The organism is Streptomyces sp. SBT349 (genome assembly GCF_001083795.1).
Classification (GTDB): domain Bacteria; phylum Actinomycetota; class Actinomycetes; order Streptomycetales; family Streptomycetaceae; genus Streptomyces.
Genome location: NZ_LAVK01000102.1, coordinates 1 through 21984 on the forward strand (window position 1 = coordinate 1; position 21984 = coordinate 21984).

A 21984-nucleotide genomic window follows, 5' to 3' on the forward strand; every position below is an offset into this window, starting at 1 on the left:
GCGGAGGCGGGCCGGGGCCGGAGGGGGGCTCGCCATCGAGCTGGAGGACTCCCCGCTGGCTCCCTGGCTCGGCTCCCCGGAGGCGGGACGGCCCGACGGGCGGCCCGCCACGCTGGAGCTGGCGGCGCGTTTCCTGCCCGCCCGCGCCGGGACGCCGATGAGCGGCAAGTGGTACGACGCGCTCGAACTGCCGGACGCCGCCGCCGTGCTGAGCGTCGGGGACCTGTCGGGGCGGGGTCCGGCCGCCACCGCGGGCACGGCCACCGCGCTCGGCGCGATCCGCGGCATCGCGCTGACCGGCGCCGGGCCCGGCGCGTTGCTCTCCCACCTGAACCAGCTGCTCGACGGCGGCGTGCACCCGGTGCTGGTCAGCGTCCTGTGCTGCCGGTACGAGCCGGCCGGCCGCCTGCTGACCTGGGCCCAGGCCGGGCACCCCGCGCCGCTGCTGTGCCGTGGCGGCGCCGGGTGGGCGCTGCCCCGCCCTGCGGGCCCGCTGCTCGGCGCCGTCACGGACGCCGGGTACGAGGAACGGACCGACCGGTTGGAGCCGGGCGATGTGCTGGTGCTCCACACGGATGGTCTGTTTTCGGACATCCCCCCCGACGGCAGGACGGGGCACAGCGGCGATGTGCGGCTGATCGGCCTGGCGCCCCGGCTCGCCGCCGCCACCAGCGCCCGCGAGTGCCTGCGCGTGGTGGTCGAGGAGTGCGGCGAGACGGGGCGGGCGGACGACGCCTGCGTGCTCGTGGCGCGGGTCCGGCCCTAGGCCCCCTAGGCCCCCTAGGACCGCCGCCGGGCGCGGACCGCCGCCCGGCGCCGGACGCCGCCGGAGCTCGGGCGGAACTCGGGCGGAGCTCAGACGGACCGGGGGACGCCCAGGGGCGCCCCGCCGCGCGAGGGCTCCGGCATGGCCTCCGCGATCTCCTCGCGCAGGTCGGCGATGCCCGGGGACCCCGCGTACTGCCCGGTCAGCCGGTACATCTCGCGCAGCCGGTCCCAGGTCCTGTGCGAGGAGTTCTCCCCTATGGCCGCCAGCGCCAGGCGGGCGTAGCGGTCGGCCTGGTCGGGGTCGTCCGAGATGAAGAACGCCGAGGCCAGGGTGATCTGGTCGAAGATCCTCGAACGCCGCCGCTCCCCCACCCGCAGCGACAGCGCCTGCCTGGCGTGCCGTTCCGCGGTGCCCGCGGCGGCCGGCTCGTGCTCGGCCAGGGTCCGGTAGGCCAGCGCCTCCATCCCGTAGAGGTCCGCCTCGTCGAACATCTGCATCCAGCTGGGCGGCGGCACCCTGCCCCGGTCGGAGACGAACAGGTCCTCGGCCTCGCCCAGCATGCGCCGCATCGCCTGTCCCTGGCCCTTGGCGGCCAGGGCCCACGCCTCGATGGTGCACAGCATCGCCCGGGTACGCGGCAGGGACTCGTCGCCCATGCCGGAACGGGCCAGCTGCATCAGGTCCATGGCGTCGTCGGGCCGCCCCAGGTGCACCATCTGGCGCGCCGCGCGGGACAGCGCCTCGCCCGCGCGCGGCCGGTCGCCGCCCTCCCGGGCGGCGTGCGCGGCGATCACGAAGTACTTCTGCGCCGTGGGCTCCATGCCCACGTCGTGGGACATCCAGCCGGCCAGCACCGCGAGGTTGGCCGCCACCCCCCACAGCCGGCGCTGGAGGTGGGGCGGGTGGCGGTAGGAGAGCATGCCGCCCACCTCGTTGAGCTGGCCGACGACGGCCTTGCGCTGGAGCCCGCCGCCGCGGGAGGCGTCCCAGGCGCGGAAGATCTCCACCGAGTGTTCGAGGGCCGTGATCTCCTCCGAGCCGATCGGAGCGGCCTCGTAGCGGTCGAGCCCGGCGAGGTCGCCGGGCGAGGTCGGGTTGTCGTGGGGGCCGGCGTCCGGGGCCGGGGCGGCCAGGAGCCAGTCGTGCATGGCGTCGCTGAGTGCGGAGCCTGCGGCGAGCGCGGCGCCCGCGCCCACCATGCCGCGTCGGTTGAGCATGAGGTCCATTCCCGTGAATTCGGTGAGGACCGAGGCAGTCCGCCTGGGTGCCCACGGCAGTCCGTGAAGGGACGGCCGCTTCCCCGCCTCCCCTGGCCGGCGCAACCCGAGGTCCTCGGTGGTCACGACACGGCCGAGCCGCTCGGTGAACAGCGTCGCCAGCACCTCGGGCACCGGATCGCGCGGGGTCTCCCCCATGTCGATCCACCGCCGCACCCGCGAGGTGTCCGTCGCCAGCTGCGGTTGGCCCTGGGCGGCGGCCTGGCGGTTCACCAGCCTGGCCAGCTCGCCCTTCGACCACCCCGTCAGCCGGAACAGGTCCGCGAGTCGGGTGTTGGGTCGTCTGCTCACATCAAGCCCCCAGAATCTCGGCTTGGTTGACAGTAACCGCCGCGCAACGCCCTCTGGGGGATTCGCCATGGTTCGCCAGGGCTCGCCACATGGTGTGCCACCCGTGGCAGGGAGTGGTGTAGACACCGCGCTACCCCGGACCGGAGCGTCCGCGGCACTTCCCCAGGGTGCCGACGGGCGATCCGGGTCCGGTGGCGCCGTGAACCTTCCGGCACACGAAGGGACCATGCCCGCTCATGTATTCAGCACCCTCCCCCGTGATCCCCCGGCAGCGTCACCGGCCGGGCGGCCCGCAGGGCGCCGCCGTGGACGAGCCCGCCCGCGGCCGGCGCGCGACCCTGCCCCCGGCGGGCCGGCTGGACCTCTCCGGCGAACGAGGGGAACGGCTGCGCGCCGCGCTGGCGTCCGTGCACGGCATCTGCCCGGAGTTCACCCCCGTTCAGCTGCTGCGGGACGGGGCGGAGGCGGTGGTCCTGGCCGGGACGACGGGGCGGCGCGCGGTGGTGGCCAAGTGCCTGCCGGAGGCGGCGGGTCCGGGCGCCGAGACGCTGCGGCGGGAGATAGCGGCTCACCGCGGCTTCGTCCGGCACCGGCCGCCGGTGCGGGTGCCGCGGCTGATCGCGGACGACCCGTACGGCTGCGTGCTGGTCACCGAGCAGGTGGCGGGGCGGACGGCGACGCGCCGCCCTCCCGCCCCGGGACCGCCCGCCACCGAGCTGCGCACGGTGGTCTCCGCCGTGTGCAGGCTCAACACCTGGCGGCCACCGGAGGGAACGTTCCCGGAGGCCGTCAACTACCCGGCGCAGCTGGCCAGATACCACGCCCTCGGGTTACTCACCGACCGCGACGCCTCGGACCTGCGCGCGCTGCTGCGGGCGTTGGGCCCCCGGGGTCGCGGTCAGCCGCCCCGCCAGTTCTGCCACGGCGGGGCGCTGCCCGGCGACGTGCTGCTCTCCCCCGGGGGCCCGGTGGTGCTCGGCTGGGGGCAGGCGGGCTGGTATCTGCCCGGCTACGACCTGGCCACGCTGTGGGCGGCGCTGCCGCACGCGCCGGGGACCAGGCGCCTGATCAGCCAGACCGCGAAGGCGGCGGGGCCGCTGGGACCCGAAGCGTTCCTGGTGAACCTCATGCTGGTGCTGACCCGGCAGATCCGCCAGTGCGAGGAGTCCGTGCAACGGGCCATCCGCCACCCGGCGTCGGCCCTCGCCGGGGAGCCCGAGCGGGCCGCGGGCGGCCTGTCCTACGGCGAGCGGCGCAGGAGGCTGCTGCGCCGCCTCTACGAGGACTGGTCGGTGGCCAGGCGCGCGGTGCGCGCGGCGGTCGGGGCCCGTTGAACGGCGCGACCGCGCCGCCGCACCGGCTCAGCGCTGGAACATCTCCGCCGGCAGCGGCTTGAGCAGCTGGTACAGCTCGTCGGTGATGGGCCGGTCCCAGCTGGCGATGGTGACCAGCACGCCGTCGCTGCGGTCGAACTGGACGCAGGAGATCCTGCCCTCCGTGCAGGTGATCCGGCGCACGATCAGCAGGCTGCCCTCGTGCATCACGGGCACCTCCTCGACTCCGGTGGCCGTGACCTCCTCGTCCATCTCCAGGGCCAGCAGCAGCTGGTGCACCTCGAACGGCACATCCCCCTCGGCCACCTCGCGCGCCGGTGAGCCCTCCGGCAGGTTCCCGATGACCATGGCCGGGCCCCGGCCGCCGAACAGGTCGTACCGGAGCACGACGCCCTGACAGCTCCCGTCGGGCGCGGGCAGCAGCCCGGCACCGAGCACGCCGGGCCAGTCGCCCGGGTCCATGGCCAGCACGTCGAAGTCTGGCCCAGCGGGTGAAGAGGCGTTGCGGCGGCGGAGAAACGACATGTCGCCATCGTACGTGGGGCGCCTTCAGCCCTCGGCCGCTCCGCGGTCCTTGAGGGTGGCCACCTGGCGGTACAGCTCGACCGCCTCGCCGGCGCGGCCGAGCTGTTCCAGGCAGTGGGCCTCGTCGTTGCGGCTGGCCAGCGCGTCCGGGTGCCCGGCGCCCAACACCCGCTCCCTGGCCTGCCGCACCTCGCGGTACTCCTGGAGCGCGGCGTCCCAGTGGCCGAGCCAGCCGAGGGCCACCGCGACCTCGCGCCTGCTGACGAGGGTGTCGGGGTGGTCGTCGCCGAGCACCAGGCCGCGCACGCCCCACACCTCGCGGGCCTCGGCCAGCGCCTCTTCCCACCGGCCGAGCCGGCCCAGGCTGATGCCCCTGCCGTGCCGGGCCCGCAGCGTCTCGGGGTGGGTGGCGCCCTGGGCGCGGGAACGGGCGCCCGCCAGCTCGGTGTAGAGCGCCAGGGCCTCGGCGGGCCGGCCGAGCCTGCCGAGGGCGATGCCCGTCTCGTACCGGGCGTCGAGGGTGGCGGGGTGGTCGGGGCCGAGGATCCCGGCACAGGCGTCGGCGACGCGCCGGTGGCCCTCCAGCGCCTCCTGCCAGCGGCCGAGCCTGCCGAGCGCGTAGGCCGTCTCGTACTGGCTGGCGAGCGTGTCGGGGTGGTCGGGGCCGAGGACGCGCACGCGCTCGGCGGAGACGGCGCGGTGCACGTCGCACGCCTCCTCCCAGCGGCCGAGCCTGCCGAGGCTGAGCCCGGCCCGGTGGCGGCTGGCGAGCACCGCCAGGTACTCGGGTGCGGGGCCCGTGCGGTCGGCGGGAAGCTCGACCACGGTGGCGGGCGGCAGCCCGGTCCACGGCCCGGTGAGGCCCGCGGAGCGGTCGGGCGGCGGCAGCCGCAGGGACCAGGAGCCGCTGGCGCGCGACCCGGCGCGCATGCCCCGGGTCCAGTCCGGCAGCCGGTCGGGCGGCCGGGGGGTGGGCACGCGCAGGGTGGTGGTGTCCCGGTGCCCGGCCGTGACCAGCTCGCGGGCCAGCGCGGCGGTGTCCCGGGGGCGGTCCGCCGGGTTCTTGGCCAGCAGCGCGAGGACGAACTCCTCCAGCGCGGCGGGCAGGTCGGGCCTGCGCAGGCGGGGCGGCTCGGGCGGGGTGTCGCGGTGGCCGAGCAGGATCGCCCAGGGGTCGCCCAGGTCGAACGGCGGGACGCCGGTGGCGATCTCGTAGAGGACGCAGCCGAACGAGTACAGGTCGCTGCGGTGGTCGACGGTGAGCCCGGCGATCTGCTCGGGCGACATGTAGTGCGGGGTGCCCATGGCCATGCCCGCGCTGGTCAGCTTGGCGGAGAGGCCGATGTCCTGGGCGAGCCTGGCGATGCCGAAGTCGCAGATCTTGACGGTGCCGTCGCTGAGCCGCATGACATTGGCCGGTTTGAGGTCCCGGTGCACGATGCCCTGGCCGTGGGTGTAGGCGAGGGCGGCGGCGACCTGGTCGGCGATGTCCGCGACCTCGCCGACGGGCAGCCCCTCGGGGCGGCGGGCCGCGAGCAGTTCGCTGAGATTCCGCCCGTCGAGCAGCTCCATCACCAGGAAGAGCACGCCGTCGGACTCGCCGAAGTCGTGCACCACGGTGATCCCGCGGTGCTGGAGCCCGGCGGCGACCCGCGCCTCCCTCCGGAACCGCTCGCGCAGGACGCGCAGGAACGGCTCCTCCTGCCGCGTGCCCAGCGGCTTCAGGCACTTGACGGCGACCCGCCGGTCCAGCGCCTCGTCGCGGGCACGCCACACCTCGCCCATGCCACCGCGCCCGATGAGCTCGAGCAGCTGGTAGCGGCCATGGATCAGCGAGCGTTCCACCATCGCCCGTCTCTCGCCCCCGTAGTCCGGCTGTCAGCGCCCCACCCTCCCCAGTATGGCTTCCAGTCGGGGGCGTTCTTATGCCAACTTGCGGGAAAGATACCTTTCCCGAACCTCTGGGCGGCCGAGAGGCAACGATCTCGCCACGCAACGGCGCCTCCCGGGGGGCGCGAGGTTCACGCGAAGTGACGACCCCGGTCCACCGGGGCGGCCGGGGGGCGACTACCATGCGCACCGTGGTTGCGATATCTGCAATGGCCCAGGCCGAGACGGGCGGGGCGGCGACGGCTCACGCCGTGGTCTGCCTCGGCGAGACGATGGTTCAGGTGACCCCGGTCGCCGGGGGCCGGCTCGACGGCCGCTCCCGGCTGGTGATGCGCCCCGGCGGCGCCGAGTCGAACGTCGCGATGGGGCTGGCCCGGCTGGGGCACCCGGCGGCGTGGTGCAGCCGGGTGGGCTCCGACCCGCTGGGCGACCTGGTGGTCGGGGAGGTGGCGGCGGCGGGCGTGGACACCTCCCTGGTGGAGCGCGATCCCGCCCTTCCGACCGGCGTGTTCTTCAAGGACCCGGCGCCCGAGGGCAGTTCGGTCTACTACTACCGCGCGGGCTCGGCGGCCTCCGGGATGGACGAGACGACGGCCGAGGCCGTCGTCGCGGCGGCGCCCCGGGTGATCCACCTCAGCGGCATCACCCCCGTGCTCTCCGACGGCTGCCGGAGGCTCGTGGAGCGGCTGGTATTCGACCGTCCCCACGCGGGCGGCCTGGTGAGCTTCGACGTCAACCACCGCCCTCGGCTCTGGCGGCGCGACGCCGCTCCCGAGCTGCTGCGGCTGGCCAGGGCGGCGGACGTGGTGTTCGTGGGCCTGGACGAGGCGGTCCGGCTGTGGGGCGTGGACGACGCCGAGGGCGTGCGCGACCTCATCGGCGCCCCGGCCTGCCTGGTGGTGAAGGACGGCGCCACCGAGGCGGTCTGCTTCGACGGCGACACGGTGGTCCGCGAGCCGGCGCCGGTGGTGGAGGTGATCGAGCCGGTGGGGGCGGGCGACGCGTTCGCCGCGGGCTGGCTCAGCGGCCTGCTGCGGGGCCTGGGCCACCGGGAGCGCCTGCGCCTCGGCCATCTGATCGCCGGAACGGCGCTGCGCAGCACCGGCGACCACGGGCCGCTGCCGGACGCCGACGCCATCTGCCGCGGGATCGGCATCCCCAGGGCCCGGTGGGCGGACGGCGCCGCCACGGCGGCCGGGAGCTGAGCGGCGTGTCGCAGACGGTCGCGCGCGCCCTGGACATCGTCGGGTTCATCGCCGAACGGCCCCGCTCGCTCGGGGAGACCGCCGAGCGGCTCGGCGTGCACAAGTCGACGGCGCTGCGGCTGCTGCGGACGCTGGTGGAGGACGGGTTCGCCAGGAAGCGGCAGGACGGCACGTACACCGTGGGGTTCCGGGTGCTGACCCTGGCGCAGCAGGTCCTCGACCAGGCCGACCCGCGCGCCGTGGCGCACCCCCGGCTGGCGCGGCTGGCCGAGGAGACCGGGCTCACCGTTCACCTGGCGGCGCTGATGGACGACCAGGTCGTCTACCTCGACAAGATCGACGGCGGCGGCCCGGCGCGGCTGCGCTCGCGCGTGGGCCGCCCGGCGGTGCTGCACGCGGCGGCCGTGGCCAAGGTGATCCTGGCGCACCTGGAGCCGCCGCGGCGCGAGCGCCTGCTGGCGCGGGCCGGCTACCGGCGGCACACGCCCGCCACCCTGACGACGCCCGAGGCGCTGCGCGCCGAGCTGGACCGTGTGGCCGCGCGGGGCTGGGCGGAGGACGGCGGCGAGGACGAGCCGCAGGTCGTCTGTGTGGCGCTGCCGCTGCGCGACGCGACGGGCGCGGTGACCGCGGGGATCTCGGTGACGGCGCTGGAGGCCCTGACCCCGCTGTCCGAGCTGCGCCGGCGCGTGCCGCGGATCCGCGCGGTGGCGGAACGGATCTCCCGCGACCTGGGCTGGATCCCGAAGCCTGGCCCGGGACCGGACTCGGGCTCGGACTCGGACTCGGACTCGGACTCGGACGAGAAGACGCACGACAGGCACGGCACCACCGGAGGGCACTCATGACCGACTTCTTCGAGCAGGCGTTCGCCCCGGGCCCCGTGATGGGGATCTTCCGCGGCTACGACCCCGACCGCACCGTGGCGATGTGCGAGCGGGCCTGGGACCTCGGCATCGAGGTGGTCGAGGTGCCCGTGCAGGACCCGTCGGCGGTGCCGTCCCTGCGCGCGGCGGTGGCCGCCGCCAGGGCGCGCGGGAAGACGGTGGGCGCCGGCACGGTGACCTCGGTGGAGCAGGTCGCCGAGGTGGCGCGGGAGGGCGCCGCGTTCTCCGTGGCCCCCGGGTTCCTGCCCGAGGTGGTCGAGGCGTGCCGCGAGCACGGGCTGCCGCACCTGCCGGGGGTGGCCACGGCGACGGAGGTCACCCGGGCGCGGGCGCTGGGGCTGACCTGGCTCAAGGCGTTCCCCGCGACCCAGTTGGGGGCGGGCTGGATCCGTTCCCAGCTGGGCCCGTTCCCCGGCGTGCGGTTCGTGGCCACCGGGGGGCTCGACGCGCGCAACGCGCCGGACTTCCTGGCGGCGGGCTGCCGCGCCGTCGCGGTGGGCTCGGCGCTGGAGGACCCGGAGCAACTGCCGCTGCTGGCCGAGCTGATGACCCGCTCCTGAGGCGCGGAGCGGGTCAGCCCTTGCCGCCCGTGGTGGCGATGCCCTGGACGAAGAACCGCTGGGCGACGAGGAAGAGCAGCAGCACGGGCACCACGCTGACGCAGCTGGCCGCCATCAGGGTCCCGTACTCGGTGGCGTAGAGCCCCTGGAAGAAGCGGATGCCGACCGGCAGCGTGAACTTCGAGGAGTCCGTGAGGAAGATCAGCGGGCCGAAGAAGTCGTTCCAGGAGGCGACGAACTGGAAGAGCGCGACGGTGATCAGCGCCGGCTTGGCCAGCGGGAGCGCGATCGTCGCGTACTGCCGCAGCCGGCCGGCGCCGTCGATGCGGGCGGCCTCGAAGATCTCCTTCGGTATCCCCAGGAAGAACTGGCGCAGCAGGAAGATGGAGAAGGCGCCGCCGACGCCGAGGAAGTGCGGGACGGTGAGCGGCAGATAGGTGTCCAGCCAGCCGAGCCACTGGTAGATGCTGTAGGACGGGATGAGGATGATGAACGGCGGCAGCATCATCGTGGAGAGCACCAGCCCGAACAGCAGGCGGCTGCCGCGGGCCCGCATATAGGCGAAGGCGAACGCGGCGAGCGAGGCGCACAGCACCGTGCCGACCGTGGAGACGACGGCGACGAGCACGGAGTTCCACAGGTAGCGCCAGAGCGGGACGTCGCCCGCGGCCTGGGTGAAGTTGTCGGCGCCGAAACGCTCGGGCAGGAGGGTGGGCGGGTAGCCGGTGATCTCGCTCGGCCCCTTGAACGCGCCGGAGATCATCCACACGAACGGCAGGACGAAGAAGACGGCGGCGATGGTCAGCGGCACGTAGAGGGGCACCAGGGCGATCCGGCCCCGCGTGAGCCTCAGGCGGAGGGCGTGGCCCGGAGGGGGCGCCGGGACGGTGGCGGACATGGGGCGGCTCTCTCCTCAGGATCCCAGGTAGTGGACGCGTCGCCGGGCGAAGCGGAGCACCAGGAAGGTCAGGGCGACGATGACCAGGAACTGGACCCAGGCCAGCGCCGAGGCGTAGCCGACGTTGGAGTACCAGAACGCCTCGTTGTACAGGTACATCCCGAAGACGTAGGTGGAGCGCTCCGGGCCGCCCGAGGTCATCACGAAGGGCTCGGCGAACACCTGGAGCGAGGCGATGAGGCCCATCAGGACGTTGAAGAGGATGACCGGGGAGATGATCGGCACGGTCACCGCCCGGAAGCGGTGCCACCAGCCCGCGCCGTCGACCAGGGCGGCCTCCCGCAGCTCCATGGGGACGCCCTGGAGCCCCGCCAGGAAGATGATCATCGTACCGCCGGTGGCGGTGAGGCTCATCAGGACCAGCGCGGGCAGGGCCCAGGTGGTGTCGCCCAGCCACGCGGGGCCCTCGATGCCCACCGTGCTCAGCAGGTAGTTGAGGATGCCGAGGTCGGGGTCGAACATCCAGGCCCAGACGACGAACATCGGCACGCCGGTGACGATCGCCGGGAGGAAGAAGACGGTCCGGAAGAACGTGCGCCCCGGCAGCCGGGTGTTGAGGGCGACGGCCAGCGCCAGCGCCAGGGCGACGCCGAGGACCACCCGGGCGCCCGCGTAGAGGAAGGTGCGGCCGAAGGAGGGCCAGAAGTCGGGGTCGGAGCCGAACATCACCCGGAAGTTGTCCAGGCCGATCCACTCCGGGCTGTTGACGCCGTCCCACCGCGTGAACCCGGCGTACAGCGAGAAGAGCATCGGGCCGAGCGTGAGCCCGACCAGGCCGACCAGCCAGGGCGCGAGGAAGAGGTAGAACGCGGCGGACTCCGACCGGCGCAGACGCTGCCACCGGGTGGGCCTCGGCGCGGCGGACCCGGCAGCCGCCCGGCCGGTGCCGGAGGTGCGCGGGTCCCGGGGGGCCGGGGGCGTCCGGGAGGTGGTCTCGGTGGTCATGCGCGCAGCAGCTCCGTTCCGCGCTCCTGCACCGTGCGCAGCGCCTCGTCCACCGGCTCGCCGCTGTTCTCCACGGCCTGGACCGCGACGCCGAGCAGGTCCCAGATCTTGTTGAAGACCCCGCCCTGGTAGGCGACGACCTGGTCGTCCATGCGTGCGAGCAGCGCGTCCCAGGGGTAGTCGCGGGCGGGCCCCCGGAGCGCGCGGGTCCACGCCGTCGCCGATCCGCGCAGCGCGGGGGTGCCGACCGCGCCGAGGATCTCCTGCGCCTCGGGGTCCGTGGAGAGGAACTTGACGAACTCCCACGCCTCCTCCTTGCGCGGGGACCCGTCGAAGACGGCGGCGTTGGCGTTCTGGTAGGTGCCCGACCACTCCTCCGGGTGCGGGGCGACGCCCCACTCGAAGTTGCTCCCGATCTGCTCGGTCCACGGGGTGAGGGAGAACCCGGCGAAGAGGCCGAGCCCGAACCGGCCGCTGGTGAAGTTGAGCGTGTCCTGCTCCTGGGCGCCGCCCGCGTCCGGCATCGCGCCGTGCCGGTGCACCAGGTCGGACATCAGCTGGAGCGAGCGCGTCACCTCGGGCGAGGTGGCCCTCATCTCGCGGGCCACCGGGTCGAACGGCAGGCCGCCGTAGATCGTCGGGACGTCCCACGGCTGCGCGGTGCCGAATCCGTTGTGCAGCCCGAAGACCCGCCCGCCGCCGGCCTCGCCGCTCAGCGCGGCGGCCGTCTCCACGAACTGGTCCTCGCTCCACCGGTCGCCCGGCGGGGCGACGCCGCGTTCGCGCATCAGCGTGAGGTTGTACGCGATGCCCTTGGGATAGACCAGGCACGGCAGGCAGAGCGTCTCGCCGCCGATCTGCGCGGGGGTCAGGGCGCCGGGGACCCAGGTGTCGGCGGTGAGGCCGTCCCGTTCGAGGAACGGGGTGAGGTCCGCCCAGCCGCCGAGCTGGCTGAGCCCCGAGACCCAGCTCTCGGCCGCCACCATGACGTCGGGGGCGGTGCCCGCGCGGAACATCAGGGGCAGCCGCTGGAAGAAGCCGAGCGAGTCCGCGTAGGTGTACTCGATGGTGACGCCGGGGTTGCGGCGCTGGAAGAGGTCGCCCGCCCGCTGATAGAGGCCGATGGCGTTGATGTCGCCGTGGAAGCCGAAGACCAGGCCGTCGCCCGACGTCCGGGTGAAGCCGCATCCGCCGGTTCCGGCCAGGGCCGCCGCGCCGGCGACCGCGCCGCCGAGCAGGCGCCTGCGGCTCAGCGAACGCTTCGTCGCGCTCAGAGTCGGCATACCACCTCTCCATGTCAGGTCGGTTTCCGGCCAGATGCCGGGCGCCGCTGATTGAGGTCCGAGATTAGGAGTCCGCCCGGGGACCGCCAATGGTCACACCTGGGCAGCGGTGGTCGATTCTCACCGTCACCCCGCCCGGGCCCCGGCCCGTACACGGCGGGGCGTGCGCGTGCGGCGGCGGACGGTGACGGGCTCGTGGTCGATCCGCACCCGGGGACGGCTTCCCGCTGTCGCGGGTTCCGGTCGGCGTCCCTATGGTGGAAAGGAGCGGGCATTTCGGCGCGAAAGGTGCGGAACCGCGAGCGACACCCTAGGCCCCCCGGGAGGCAGTTGTGAAGGCGGTCGTCTATCAAGAGCCCTACTCCGTGACCGTCGAGGACGTCGAAGACGCGCACATCCTCGATCCGACCGACGTCGTCATACGGGTCACCACCACCGCCATCTGCGGCTCCGACCTGCACATGTACGAGGGGCGCACCGGCGCGGCGCCGGGCATGGTCTTCGGCCACGAGAACATGGGCGTCGTCGAGGAGGTCGGCTCCGGCGTCGCGACCGTGAAGAAGGGCGACCGCGTCGTCCTGCCGTTCAACGTGGCCTGCGGCTTCTGCAAGAACTGCCTGGCGAACCGGACCGGGTTCTGCCTCACCGTGAACAAGGGGTTCGCCGGCGGCGCCTACGGCTATGTGTCGATGGGCCCCTACCGCGGCGGGCAGGCCGAGTACCTGCGCGTGCCCTTCGCGGACTTCAACTGCCTCAAGCTGCCGCCCGGCGACGTGCACGAGGACGACTTCTCGCTGCTGGCCGACATCTTCCCCACCGGCTACCACGCCACCGAGCTGGCCGGGGTCGGCCCCGGCGACTCCGTCTGCGTCTTCGGCGCCGGGCCCGTCGGGCTGATGGCCGGTTACTCGGCCCTGATCCGCGGCGCCGCCAAGGTCTTCGTGGTCGACCGGCAGCCGGACCGGCTGCGGCTCGCGGAGCAGATCGGCACCGTTCCGATCGACTTCACCAAGGGCGACGCGGCCGAGCAGATCATGGACCAGACGAACGGCGACGGCACCGACCGCGGCATCGACGCCGTCGGCTACCAGGCCAACGTCCCCGAGGGCCACGAGCAGCCCGCGCTGGTGCTCAACACCCTGGTCAACGCCGTCCGCGCGACCGGTTCCATCGGCGTCGTCGGCCTCTACGTCCCCTCCGACCCCGGGGGGCCGAGCGAGAGCGCCAAGCACGGCGAACTGCTCTTCCGCATGGGCAAGTTCTTCGAGAAGGGCCAGCGCATGGCCACCGGTCAGACGAATGTGAAGTCGTACAACCGGCAGCTGCGCGACCTCATCATCGCGGGCCGGGCCACCCCGTCGTTCGTCGTCTCCCACCGGCTCCCGCTGGAGCAGGCGCCCGAGGCGTACGACAAGTTCGACAAGCGCGCCGACGGCTGGACGAAGGTCCTGCTCAAGCCCGCGATGTCCGGCGCCTGACCGGCGATCGGGTGAGTTCTCATCTCACCTGACGCACGGTCATACGACAGGCGTGGACCGTAACCTCTCCGCCGCCCGCGTGATTAGCAGGCGGCAAGGCGCAGCGCGGAGTGCAGAGAGGTGCGGACAATGAACAAGTGGGCACGGTGGCCGGTCCTGGCGGCGGCGACGGCGGGGGTGGCGGCCCTGGGTGCGGGGACGGCCACCGCCGACGAGCACTACAACGGGGACACCCACATCGGGTCCCGTTTCGCGCTGATCGGGACCGGCCAGATCGACGACCCGCTGGAGGACGTGCTGGAGCACGCCGCCATCTTCGGCAGCACCTCCACCGTCGACAGCGAGGCGGCCGAACCCCCGGACGCGGCCGAGCCCGCGGACCCGGCCGAGGGCGACTCGGCCCCCGCAGACGCCGACGCCGCTGACGCGGACACGGACACGGACACGGACACCGCGAGCTGACGGCGCATCCGCAGCCGTCGGCGACGGACCCCCGGGCGCCGCGGCCACCCACACCCGAGCCCGCGGACGGCCGAGGACAGCTCGGACCCCGCGAACACGGACACCGCGTCCCCGGCCACCCGAGCCCGCGGACCCGCCCGGGGGCGACCCCGCGGACGCGGACACCGCGTCCGCCAGCCGCGATCGTCGGCGGCGGACTCCCGGGCGCCGCGGCCACCCGCACCCGAGCCCGCGGACGGCCGAGGACAGCTCGGACCCCGCGAACACGGACACCGCGTCCCCGGCCGCCAGCCGTCAGCGGCGGCCACCCGAGCCCGCGGACGCGGACACCCCGTCCCTCAGCCGTCAGCCGCGATCGTCAGCGGCGGATTCCCGGGTCCGCGGCTATCCGCAGCCGAGCCCGCGGACGCGGACACCCCATCCCTCAGCCGTCAGCCGTGGTCGGCGGTGGGCTCTCGGGTGCCGCGGATCTCGCGGGCCGCGGCCACCAGGTGGGTGAGCGCCTCCCTGACCTCGGGCCAGCCCCGGGTCTTCAGGCCGCAGTCCGGGTTGACCCAGAGCCGGTCGGCGGGGAGCGCCTCGCGTCCCTTCCGCAGCAGCGCGGCCACCTCCTCGACGCCGGGCACGCGCGGGGAGTGGATGTCGTACACCCCGGGCCCCGCCTCGCGGGGATACCCGGCGGTGGCCAGCTCCCCCGCCACCCGCATATGCGAACGCGCCGCCTCCAGGCTGATCACATCGGCGTCCAGGTCCTCGATGGCCCCGAGGATGTCGCCGAACTCGGCGTAGCACATGTGCGTGTGGATCTGGGTCTCGGGACGGACACCGCCGGTGGTCAGCCGGAACGCCTCGGTGGCCCAGGCCAGATACGCGGGGTGACCCGCCGCCCGCAGGGGAAGCGTCTCGCGCAGCGCCGGCTCGTCCACCTGGATCACCGCGGTGCCCGCCGCCTCCAGATCCTCCACCTCGTCGCGCAGGGCGAGGGCCACCTGCCGGGCGGTCTCCCCGCGCGGCTGGTCGTCGCGGACGAAGGACCAGGCCAGCATCGTGACCGGACCGGTGAGCATGCCCTTGACCGGCCGGTCCGTGAGCGACTGGGCGAACGCGGTCCAGCGCACCGTCATCGGCCCGCGCCGCGCGATGTCGCCCGCGAGGACCGGCGGGCGGACGTAGCGCGTGCCATAGGACTGCACCCAGCCGTGCCGGGTGGCGAGGTAGCCGGTGAGCTGCTCGGCGAAGTACTGCACCATGTCGTTGCGTTCGGGCTCGCCGTGGACGAGGACGTCGATCCCGGCGCGTTCCTGGAAGGCGATCACCTCGCGGATCTCGGCCTCGATGCGGGACTCGTAGGCGGCGGCGTCGATCCGCCCGGCCCGCAGCGCCGCCCTGGCCGCGCGCAGCTCGGCGGTCTGCGGGAACGAGCCGATGGTGGTCGTGGGCAGCGGCGGCAGCCCGAGGCGCGCGCGCTGCGCCAGGGCCCGGCGGGGGTACGGCAGGGAACGGCGCGCCTGGGCCTCGGTGACGGCGGCGGCGCGGGCGCGCACGGCCGGGTCGCGCGTGATCGGGGAGCCGACGCGGGAGGCCAGGTCGGCGCGGTTGGCCGCGAGTCGCGCCGCGATGCTGTCGATGCCCGCCCCCAGGCCCCGTGCCAGCGTCACGACCTCGGCCGTCTTCTGGCGCGCGAACGCGAGCCAGCGGAGGATCTGCGGGTCGATGTCGCGTTCGGCGGCGGCGTCGAGCGGAACGTGCAGCAGGGAGCAGGAGGTCGCCACGTCCACCCGCTCGGCGAGGCCGAGGAGGGTGCCGAGGGTGGTCAACGAGGCGGTGAGGTCGTTGATCCAGACGTTGCGGCCGTCGACCACGCCCGCGACCAGGCGCCTGCCCGGCAGGCCGCCGACGGCGGCGAGGTCGTCCAGGTTGGCGGCGGCCGGGCCGGTGAAGTCGAGCGCGAGCCCCTCGACCGGGGCCTTGGCCAGCACGGGCAGCGCCTCTCCCAGCCGGTCGAAGTAGGAGGCGACCAGCAGCCGGGGCCGATCGGCCGCGCCCCCGAGCTCCGCGTAGGCGCGGGCGGTCGCGGCCAGTTCGGCGGGGGTGCGGTCCTGGACGAGCGCGGGCTCGTCCAGCTGGACCCACTCGGCGCCCGCCGCCCGCAGGTCCGCCAGCACCTCGGCGTAGACGGGCAGCAGCCGGTCGAGCAGGGTGAGCGGTTCGAAGTCCTCCGCCGTGCCGGGGGCGGGCTTGGCGAGCAGCAGGTAGGTGACCGGGCCGAGGAGGACCGGGCGGGCGGCGAGCGAGAGGCCCAGCGCCTCCCGCAGCTCGGCGACCTGCTTGCTGGAGTCGGCGGCGAAACGGGTGGAGGGGCCCACCTCGGGCACGAGGTAGTGGTAGTTGGTGTCGAACCACTTGGTCATCTCCAGCGGCGCCACCTCCCGGGTACCGCGCGCCATGGCGAAGTACCCGTCGAGGGCGTCCGCCCGGAGGGCGGCGCGGTGCCGGGCCGGCACGGCGCCGACCATGACGGTGGCGTCGAGGACGTGGTCGTAGTACGAGAAGTCGCCGGTGGGGACCTCGTCGAGGCCCGCCCCGGCCAGCTCGCGCCAGCGGGAGGCGCGCAGTTCCGCGGCGGTGGCCCGGAGGGCGTCCGCGCCGACGCGGCCGCTCCAGTAGCCCTCGATCGCCTTCTTGAGCTGCCGGTCGCCGCCCTGGCGGGGGTAGCCGTGGACGGTGGCCCGGGGAGCCGCGGCCGTGGACGCCGTGGCCGTGGACTTCTTGGTCATGGGACTCTCCTTCGCGAGTGTTCTCCCATCGGTCCCGGGGACGGGCCGAAGGCGCGAAGGGGCGGCACAGGGCCGAGGGGGAACGCGGCACCGCCGCGTCGCTCCCGCCCTGTGGTCGCCGACCCGCCCTCGAAGGTCACCGGGACGTCCGCGCGCGAGGCCGCGCGCGGGCAGTGGCAGGTCTTCGGACTCGCGGGCGCTTCTGCCGGGGGCAGACGCCTACTGGCCGTCGCTTCCCGGACCCCTGGGGGTCCAGTGCGTGTGACGGCGGTCGTTCCCGCTCACCGCTGCGGGGCAGTCCCGGATTCCCACCGGGTTCCCTCTTGCGACGCGCCTGCCCGGATGGCAGGGCGAACCAGCTGCGGCGGCCAGCCTAACGCCCCGGTCCCGGCGGCCGGATCCCCCTCTGGCACTCCGGCCCCGCCGCGCGAAGACTCGTTCTCACGCGACACCAGGGGTGGGCGAGGGGTGGGAGCCATGACACACGAGGGGGACGCGTCCGATCCGTCCGATCCGTCCGTTCCGTCGGACCGGACGGAGGCCGAGGGCGGGCTCGACGAGTTCCTGCGGCTGCTCGGGCACGCGGCCAGGCGCCCCGAGGCGGGCGGGGCGCTGGACGCGGTGACGGGCTGGCTGCGGCGGCGGTTCGGCGTCGAGGTGGCGCTGATCGGCCCCTCGGGCGCGGTGGAGCGGGCGACCTCGGGCTTCCCCGAGGAGGTCCTGACGCCGCTCGGGCCCGCGCTGGGGCGGCTGGCCGCGGGCGAGGTGGCCTCCGTCGCCGGGCGGCAGGGCGCGTTCCGGATCCTGATGGAGGCCGTGGGCACCGCGCCGCGGCCGGTGCTCGTGGTCGCCGGCACGAGGGCGCTCACCCCCCGCGCGCGGTCGCGGGTGTCGCACGCGGGCAGCGTGATCGCCGCGCTCGATCGCGCGCGGGGGGCCGGGCAGGTGTCGCTGGCCTACCACGGCAAGGCGCACCAGGTGCGCCTCGCCGTCTTCATGGCGCTGATGGCGGGGGACGTGATGCTCGCCCGCCGGATCACCGCGGGCGCGGTGCCCCGGCTCCTCGACGCGGAGGGCCTGCGGGTCTGGCTGCTGCGCTGCGCGCCGGAGGAGCGCGACCGCATCGCGCAGGCGTACCAGGACCCCTCCGGGTACCACGGCCGGGGGCTGATGGTGCGCTGCCCGGTCTACGGCGGGCATCTCATCTGCCTCACTCCCCAGGACGAGGGCGAGGGCGCCGACCGCCGGGGCCTGCCCGGCCTGCTGCGGGGGCTCGTCGCCGAGCGGGAGCGGTATCTGCTGGGAGCGAGCAGGCCGCACACGCTCGCGGCAACGGAGCAGGCGTACCAGCAGGCCACGCACGCCCTGGCCGCGGCCCGCCACCACCAGGGACGGGTCGCCGTCTTCCAGGGCGAGGCGTCCCTCGCGGAGATCCTGCCGCGCGAGGCCGTCAGGGGCTGGGCCGAGGGCCTGCTGCGGCCCCTGGCGCCCGCTCCCGAGCTGACCGTCTCGATCACCCGGCTCGCCCTCCAGTTCCCGAGGTCGGGCGTGGCGCGGCTGCTCGGCGTCAGCCGCAACACGGTCGCCCAGCACCTCGGACGCGCCGGGCAGGCCCTCGGCCTCGACCTGGGCGAGGTCTCGACCCGGGCGGTGGTGGCCCTCGCGCTGAGCGTCACCGGCCCGGCGCCGGGCCGGCCCGGTGAACGGGCGGGCGCGGGGCTCGGCCCGGCGCTGGGCGGGGAGGCGGCGGGCACGTGGGCGGCGGGGTTCCTCAGGCCCCTGGAACGGCACGGCCACCGTCTGGACCCGCGGGCCACGCTCAGCGCGTGGATCGAGTCCAACGCCGACGCCCAGCGGACCGCGAGGCGGCTGGGAATCAGCCGCAACACGGTGACGGCCCACCTGGCGACGGCGCAGCGCCTGCTGGACCGCGACCTCCTCACGGGCGGCTCGGGCGTGTACGACCTGGTGCACGCCCTCCACATCACTGGCCGCATAGCGCCCCCGCCCGGCCTGCGCTGAGGCCGGGACGGCGCGGCGGCGGCACGGCGGCATGGCTGTGCACCGTGCGCGGTTCGCGGCGTGAACTGGGCACGGTGCACGTTGGCCCGCCGCCCCGCCTCCCCTACCGTCGGATCCGGAAGCCGGGGGGCGGGCCGGTACGGGGGACCGGCCCGCCCCGGGACGGGGGACGGGCGGCGGTCAGGAGACCTCGGTCCAGGTGTAGGCGACCTCGTCGCCCTCGTCGAGGAGGAGCTGGCAGCCGCCGACGGACGTGGGGGCGCCGTTGACGGACAGCAGGTAGAAGAAGTCGGCGGTCTGGGCCTGCCCGGCCACCGAGGTGACCAGGTAGTCCTCGAAGGAGGCGTACCAGACGCCGTCCCAGTCGAAGCCGTTCTCGTCGGCCGCGTCGTCGAGGGCGGCGGTCGGGGTGGCGCCCGCCGCCGGGTTGGCGTCCAGGTTGGTGCCGTCACACAGGTGGGCGCCGCCGGTGGCCGGGGTGACGGTGTGGCCCGTCGTGGTCACCTCGCCGTCGAAGACCGTGCCCCCCGGGCCGGTGAGGAGGAGGGAGACGGTCACGGGGTCGGCCGCGGCGACGGGGGCGGCGGCGGTCGCCGGGGTGGCCGCGGCGGCGGCGAGGCAGAGGGCGAACGCGGCCAGGGGCGCGGCGGCGCGGCGGACGCGGGTGCGGGCGCCGATGCGGGATATGGGCATGCGGGACACGGGGCTCCTCAGGAGGTCGCCGAGCGCGCGGGCTCGGTGGACGGGGCGTCGAAGGTGACGGGGGTGTCGAACGCCGCGCGGCGGGCCGCGCGGCGCAGGGTGGTCAGAACGGCCGGGCCCAGGGCGGTGAGGACCACGGCGTTGGTGAGGGCGCGGCCGGTGTCCCAGCCGAGCGTGGAGGTGGCCAGGGTGTACAGGACGAAGGTGCGCAGGTTCTCGGTGACGCCCGCCTCCGGGTCGAGGGACAGTTCGGTGCCGGGGCCGGTGGCGTACGGCCAGAACCACAGGTTCATGACGAAGCCGAACGCGTAGGCGGCCAGCACCCCGTACCCGGCCAGGAGGGCGGTCTCGGCGCGGCCGGTGGGGCGGCGCGGCAGCAGGCCCGCGCCCAGGCCGACCCAGCCGGCGGCCATCATCTGGAACGGGAGCCAGGGGCCGACGCCCGCGGTCAGCAGCGCGGAGGCGAACAGCGAGACGGTGCCGAGCGCGAAGCCGAACCCCGGGCCGAAGACGCGCCCGGCCAGGATCAGCAGGAAGAAGACGGTCTCGATCCCGGCCGTTCCGGCGCCGAGCGGGCGCAGCGCGGCGTTGACGGCGGCCAGGACGCCCAGCAGGGCCAGGGCCTTGGGGTCGATGCCGCCCTCGGAGATCTCCGCGAGGACGACGCCGAGGACGACCGGGAGCAGCAGGACGAACAGCAGCGGGGCGTCCCCGGCGTGGGCCATGGCCTCGGGCTCGGGCGGGGAGAGCAGCGGCCAGCAGAACATGGCCAGGCCGATGACCGTGGCGAGGGCGAGCACGACGGCGGCGCGCGGCCCGACGCGCAGCGCGACGACCGCCCGCGGGGGACCCGTCGGGCGGCCGGAGCCCGTTCGGCGGCCCGCGCTCATACGGCGGCCCGCGTTCATACGGCGGCCTCCGGCGCGGTGAGGGCGTGGGCCACCTGGTCGGGGGTCAGCCAGGGCTGGGGGCGCAGCACCTTGGCGACCTGGGGGGCGAACGAGGGCGACGAGCAGATCACGTCGGCGGTGGGCCCGTCGGCGACCACCTCGCCCTCGGCGAGCACGGTGACGCGGTCCGCGGTGGCGGCGACGAACTCGACGTCGTGGGTGGCGATCAGCACCGAGCCGCCGCGGGCCGCCAGGTCGCGCACGGTGCGGCCGAAGGCCCGCTTGGCGTGGTAGTCGAGGCCGCGGGTCGGCTCGTCGAGCAGGGTGACGCGGGGCGCCGCGGTGAGCTGGACGGCCAGGACCAGGGCCAGGCGCTGCCCCTCGGAGAGGTCGCGCGGGTGGGCCGCGCCCCGGACGCCGGGCGAGAGCGTGTCGAGCAGGCCGCGGCAGGTTCCGGGCGAGGCGCCCGACTCGGCGTCCGCCTGGGCGCACTCGGCGGCGACGGTCTGGAGGTAGAGCAGGTCGGTGGCGGACTGCGGAACCAGGCCCACCAGGGCGCGGGCCTGGTGGGCGGGGAGGTCTCCCGGGTCCTCGCCCGCCACCTCGACACCGCCCGAGCGGCGGGGCCCCGAGCCCTGGAGCGCCCACAGCAGCGACGACTTGCCCGACCCGTTCCGCCCCATCAGCGCGGTGACCTCGCCGGGCCGCAGGGCGAGATCCACCTCGCGAACGGCGACCGTGCGGCCGTAGGCGACGGTGATCTTCCGCGCGGCCAGGGCGGGTTCGCCGGGGGCCGGCGGCGCGGGGGCCGGGGGCAGGCGGCCCGCGAGCCCGGCGCGCAGCGCGGGCGCGTGGCGCCTGGCGTCGCGGACGGAGAGCGGCAGCGGGTGCCAGCCGGCGATCCGGCCGAGGTGGACGACGGGAGGCGCCACGTCGGAGTCGGCCATCACCTCGGCGGGGACGCCGTCGCGCACGGTGCCGTCGCCCGGGAGGTGGAGCAGCCGGTCGGCGTACTGGAGGACCCGTTCCATCCGGTGCTCGGCGACGAGGACCGTGGTGCCGAGGTCGTGGACCAGCCGCAGGACCGCGGCGAGCACCTCCTCGGCCGCGGTCGGGTCGAGGGCGGAGGTGGGCTCGTCCAGCACCAGCACGGCGGGGTGGGGGGTGAGGACGGAGCCGATGGCGACGCGCTGCTGCTGGCCTCCGGAGAGGGTGCGCAGCGGGCGGTGGCGCAGCTCGGCGATGCCGAGGAGGTCGAGCGTCTCCTCGACCCGCTTGCGCATGGTCTCCGGGGGGACGGCCAGCTGTTCCATGCCGTAGGCGAGCTCCTCCTCGACGGTGTCGGTGACGAACCCGGCCAGCGGGTCCTGGCCGACGACGCCGACGAGGTGGGCGAACTCCTGGGGGGAACGGGTCTCGGTGCCGGTGCCCGCGACGGTGACCCGGCCGCCGAGCCGCCCGCCGGTGAACCGGGGCACCAGCCCGTTGACCGCCCCGAGCAGCGTGGACTTGCCCACCCCGGTGCGCCCGGCCACCAGGCACAGCTCGCCCTCGCCGATGCGGAGGTCGACGCCGGAGAGGACGGGCCGTTCCGCGCCGTGGTAGGTGAAGCTCACCCGGTCGAACGTGATCACGTGACGGTCTCCTTCGGCTGCCCGTCGGCCCCCGGGCCCGGCGCGCGCGCCCCCGCGGGCGGCCCTGCCCGCGGGGGGGGGGGGGGGGGCGGCGG

General features: G+C 75.1%; 18 protein-coding genes and 1 riboswitch. Of the genes, 8 read left to right on the plus strand and 10 right to left on the minus strand.

The window, feature by feature from the left end; translation table 11 throughout:
• On the plus strand, window positions 1–766 hold a 766-nt coding region (locus ADY01_RS14980; RefSeq protein WP_049572327.1), incomplete at its 5' end, for a PP2C family protein-serine/threonine phosphatase.
• Between the two features lie 89 nt (window positions 767–855).
• Here ADY01_RS14980 and ADY01_RS14985 read toward each other — a convergent pair.
• The gene (locus tag ADY01_RS14985; RefSeq protein WP_049572329.1) at window positions 856–2337 is read right to left on the minus strand and encodes a hypothetical protein; all 1482 of its coding nucleotides are present in this window, start codon (window positions 2335–2337) and stop codon (window positions 856–858) included.
• 236 nt (window positions 2338–2573) lie between these two features.
• Here ADY01_RS14985 and ADY01_RS14990 point away from each other — a divergent pair, with 236 nt between their 5' ends.
• Entirely contained in the window at window positions 2574–3671 is a 1098-nt protein-coding gene (locus ADY01_RS14990) for an aminoglycoside phosphotransferase family protein (RefSeq protein ID WP_049572334.1), read from the plus strand.
• A 27-nt stretch (window positions 3672–3698) separates the two neighbouring features.
• On the opposite strand, the gene ADY01_RS14995 is transcribed toward ADY01_RS14990, so the two are convergent.
• Window positions 3699–4196 (minus strand): hypothetical protein, encoded by a 498-nt coding sequence (locus tag ADY01_RS14995; protein WP_049572340.1) that lies wholly within the window; start codon window positions 4194–4196, stop codon window positions 3699–3701.
• A gap of 24 nt (window positions 4197–4220) precedes the next feature.
• Window positions 4221–6044 (minus strand): serine/threonine-protein kinase, encoded by a 1824-nt coding sequence (locus ADY01_RS15000; RefSeq protein ID WP_049572343.1) that lies wholly within the window; start codon window positions 6042–6044, stop codon window positions 4221–4223.
• Between the two features lie 233 nt (window positions 6045–6277).
• On the opposite strand from ADY01_RS15000, the gene ADY01_RS15005 reads away from it, so the two are divergent.
• The 3 genes from ADY01_RS15005 to ADY01_RS15015 are packed head-to-tail and all read left to right on the plus strand — an operon-like array spanning window position 6278 to window position 8738.
• Complete coding sequence (locus ADY01_RS15005) at window positions 6278–7291, plus strand: sugar kinase (RefSeq protein WP_234320238.1); 1014 nt, start codon at window positions 6278–6280, stop codon at window positions 7289–7291.
• Window positions 7292–7296: 5 nt separating this feature from the next.
• Complete coding sequence (locus tag ADY01_RS15010; RefSeq protein ID WP_063784233.1) at window positions 7297–8139, plus strand: IclR family transcriptional regulator; 843 nt, start codon at window positions 7297–7299, stop codon at window positions 8137–8139.
• A complete protein-coding gene (locus tag ADY01_RS15015) occupies window positions 8136–8738 on the plus strand; it encodes a bifunctional 4-hydroxy-2-oxoglutarate aldolase/2-dehydro-3-deoxy-phosphogluconate aldolase (RefSeq protein ID WP_049572349.1) in 603 nt (200 codons plus the stop codon). The genes ADY01_RS15010 and ADY01_RS15015 overlap by 4 nt, the downstream gene beginning before the upstream one ends.
• 13 nt (window positions 8739–8751) lie before the next feature.
• Here the strand turns inward: ADY01_RS15015 and ADY01_RS15020 are convergent, their stop codons facing one another.
• From ADY01_RS15020 to ADY01_RS15030, 3 genes are read right to left on the minus strand one after another with little or no spacing between them, the layout of a single operon-like run.
• Window positions 8752–9636, minus strand: coding sequence for a carbohydrate ABC transporter permease (locus ADY01_RS15020; protein WP_049572357.1), 885 nt, complete (start codon window positions 9634–9636; stop codon window positions 8752–8754).
• Window positions 9637–9651: 15 nt separating this feature from the next.
• Complete coding sequence (locus tag ADY01_RS15025; protein WP_049572360.1) at window positions 9652–10641, minus strand: carbohydrate ABC transporter permease; 990 nt, start codon at window positions 10639–10641, stop codon at window positions 9652–9654.
• Window positions 10638–11924, minus strand: a complete 1287-nt coding sequence (locus tag ADY01_RS15030; RefSeq protein ID WP_049572363.1) for an extracellular solute-binding protein — start codon at window positions 11922–11924, stop codon at window positions 10638–10640. Before ADY01_RS15030 ends, ADY01_RS15025 begins: the two co-directional genes overlap by 4 nt.
• A 332-nt stretch (window positions 11925–12256) precedes the next feature.
• Between ADY01_RS15030 and ADY01_RS15035 the strand changes: the two genes are divergently transcribed.
• Both ADY01_RS15035 and ADY01_RS41825 read left to right on the plus strand, forming a co-directional pair.
• On the plus strand, window positions 12257–13402 hold the full coding sequence (locus ADY01_RS15035; protein ID WP_049572368.1) for a glutathione-independent formaldehyde dehydrogenase: 1146 nt from the start codon (window positions 12257–12259) through the stop codon (window positions 13400–13402).
• Between the two features lie 129 nt (window positions 13403–13531).
• Window positions 13532–13864: a hypothetical protein gene (locus ADY01_RS41825; protein ID WP_063784232.1), complete on the plus strand. Its 333-nt coding sequence runs from the start codon at window positions 13532–13534 to the stop codon at window positions 13862–13864.
• A gap of 431 nt (window positions 13865–14295) precedes the next feature.
• Here ADY01_RS41825 and metE read toward each other — a convergent pair whose 3' ends face one another.
• The gene (gene metE, locus ADY01_RS15045; RefSeq protein WP_049572370.1) at window positions 14296–16641 is read right to left on the minus strand and encodes a 5-methyltetrahydropteroyltriglutamate--homocysteine S-methyltransferase; all 2346 of its coding nucleotides are present in this window, start codon (window positions 16639–16641) and stop codon (window positions 14296–14298) included.
• Between the two features lie 174 nt (window positions 16642–16815).
• A riboswitch (cobalamin riboswitch) is annotated at window positions 16816–16999 on the minus strand.
• A gap of 119 nt (window positions 17000–17118) precedes the next feature.
• On the opposite strand from metE, the gene ADY01_RS15050 reads away from it, so the two are divergent.
• Window positions 17119–18663: a helix-turn-helix domain-containing protein gene (locus ADY01_RS15050; RefSeq protein WP_053170860.1), complete on the plus strand. Its 1545-nt coding sequence runs from the start codon at window positions 17119–17121 to the stop codon at window positions 18661–18663.
• Window positions 18664–18843: 180 nt separating this feature from the next.
• Here ADY01_RS15050 and ADY01_RS15055 read toward each other — a convergent pair whose 3' ends face one another.
• From ADY01_RS15055 to ADY01_RS15065, 3 genes are read right to left on the minus strand one after another with little or no spacing between them, the layout of a single operon-like run.
• Window positions 18844–19356: a hypothetical protein gene (locus ADY01_RS15055; RefSeq protein ID WP_049572372.1), complete on the minus strand. Its 513-nt coding sequence runs from the start codon at window positions 19354–19356 to the stop codon at window positions 18844–18846.
• Window positions 19357–19373: 17 nt separating this feature from the next.
• Window positions 19374–20273, minus strand: coding sequence for an ECF transporter S component (locus tag ADY01_RS15060; protein WP_420715714.1), 900 nt, complete (start codon window positions 20271–20273; stop codon window positions 19374–19376).
• Entirely contained in the window at window positions 20270–21889 is a 1620-nt protein-coding gene (locus ADY01_RS15065; RefSeq protein ID WP_049572378.1) for an ABC transporter ATP-binding protein, read from the minus strand. The genes ADY01_RS15060 and ADY01_RS15065 overlap by 4 nt, the downstream gene beginning before the upstream one ends.
• Between the last annotated feature and the right edge of the window lie 95 nt (window positions 21890–21984).

What these genes read in the sequence shown, in the direction of transcription:
- ADY01_RS14990 (WP_049572334.1), top strand. Translation starts at nt 2,574, where the DNA reads ATGTATTCAGCACCCTCCCCCGTGATCCCCCGGCAGCGTCACCGGCCG.
- ADY01_RS14995 (WP_049572340.1), bottom strand. Translation starts at nt 4,196, where the DNA reads ATGTCGTTTCTCCGCCGCCGCAACGCCTCTTCACCCGCTGGGCCAGAC.
- ADY01_RS15000 (WP_049572343.1), bottom strand. Translation starts at nt 6,044, where the DNA reads ATGGTGGAACGCTCGCTGATCCATGGCCGCTACCAGCTGCTCGAGCTC.
- ADY01_RS15015 (WP_049572349.1), top strand. Translation starts at nt 8,136, where the DNA reads ATGACCGACTTCTTCGAGCAGGCGTTCGCCCCGGGCCCCGTGATGGGG.
- ADY01_RS15020 (WP_049572357.1), bottom strand. Translation starts at nt 9,636, where the DNA reads ATGTCCGCCACCGTCCCGGCGCCCCCTCCGGGCCACGCCCTCCGCCTG.
- ADY01_RS15025 (WP_049572360.1), bottom strand. Translation starts at nt 10,641, where the DNA reads ATGACCACCGAGACCACCTCCCGGACGCCCCCGGCCCCCCGGGACCCG.
- ADY01_RS15030 (WP_049572363.1), bottom strand. Translation starts at nt 11,924, where the DNA reads ATGCCGACTCTGAGCGCGACGAAGCGTTCGCTGAGCCGCAGGCGCCTG.
- ADY01_RS41825 (WP_063784232.1), top strand. Translation starts at nt 13,532, where the DNA reads ATGAACAAGTGGGCACGGTGGCCGGTCCTGGCGGCGGCGACGGCGGGG.
- metE (WP_049572370.1), bottom strand. Translation starts at nt 16,641, where the DNA reads ATGACCAAGAAGTCCACGGCCACGGCGTCCACGGCCGCGGCTCCCCGG.
- ADY01_RS15050 (WP_053170860.1), top strand. Translation starts at nt 17,119, where the DNA reads ATGACACACGAGGGGGACGCGTCCGATCCGTCCGATCCGTCCGTTCCG.
- ADY01_RS15055 (WP_049572372.1), bottom strand. Translation starts at nt 19,356, where the DNA reads ATGCCCATATCCCGCATCGGCGCCCGCACCCGCGTCCGCCGCGCCGCC.
- ADY01_RS15060 (WP_420715714.1), bottom strand. Translation starts at nt 20,273, where the DNA reads ATGAACGCGGGCCGCCGTATGAGCGCGGGCCGCCGAACGGGCTCCGGC.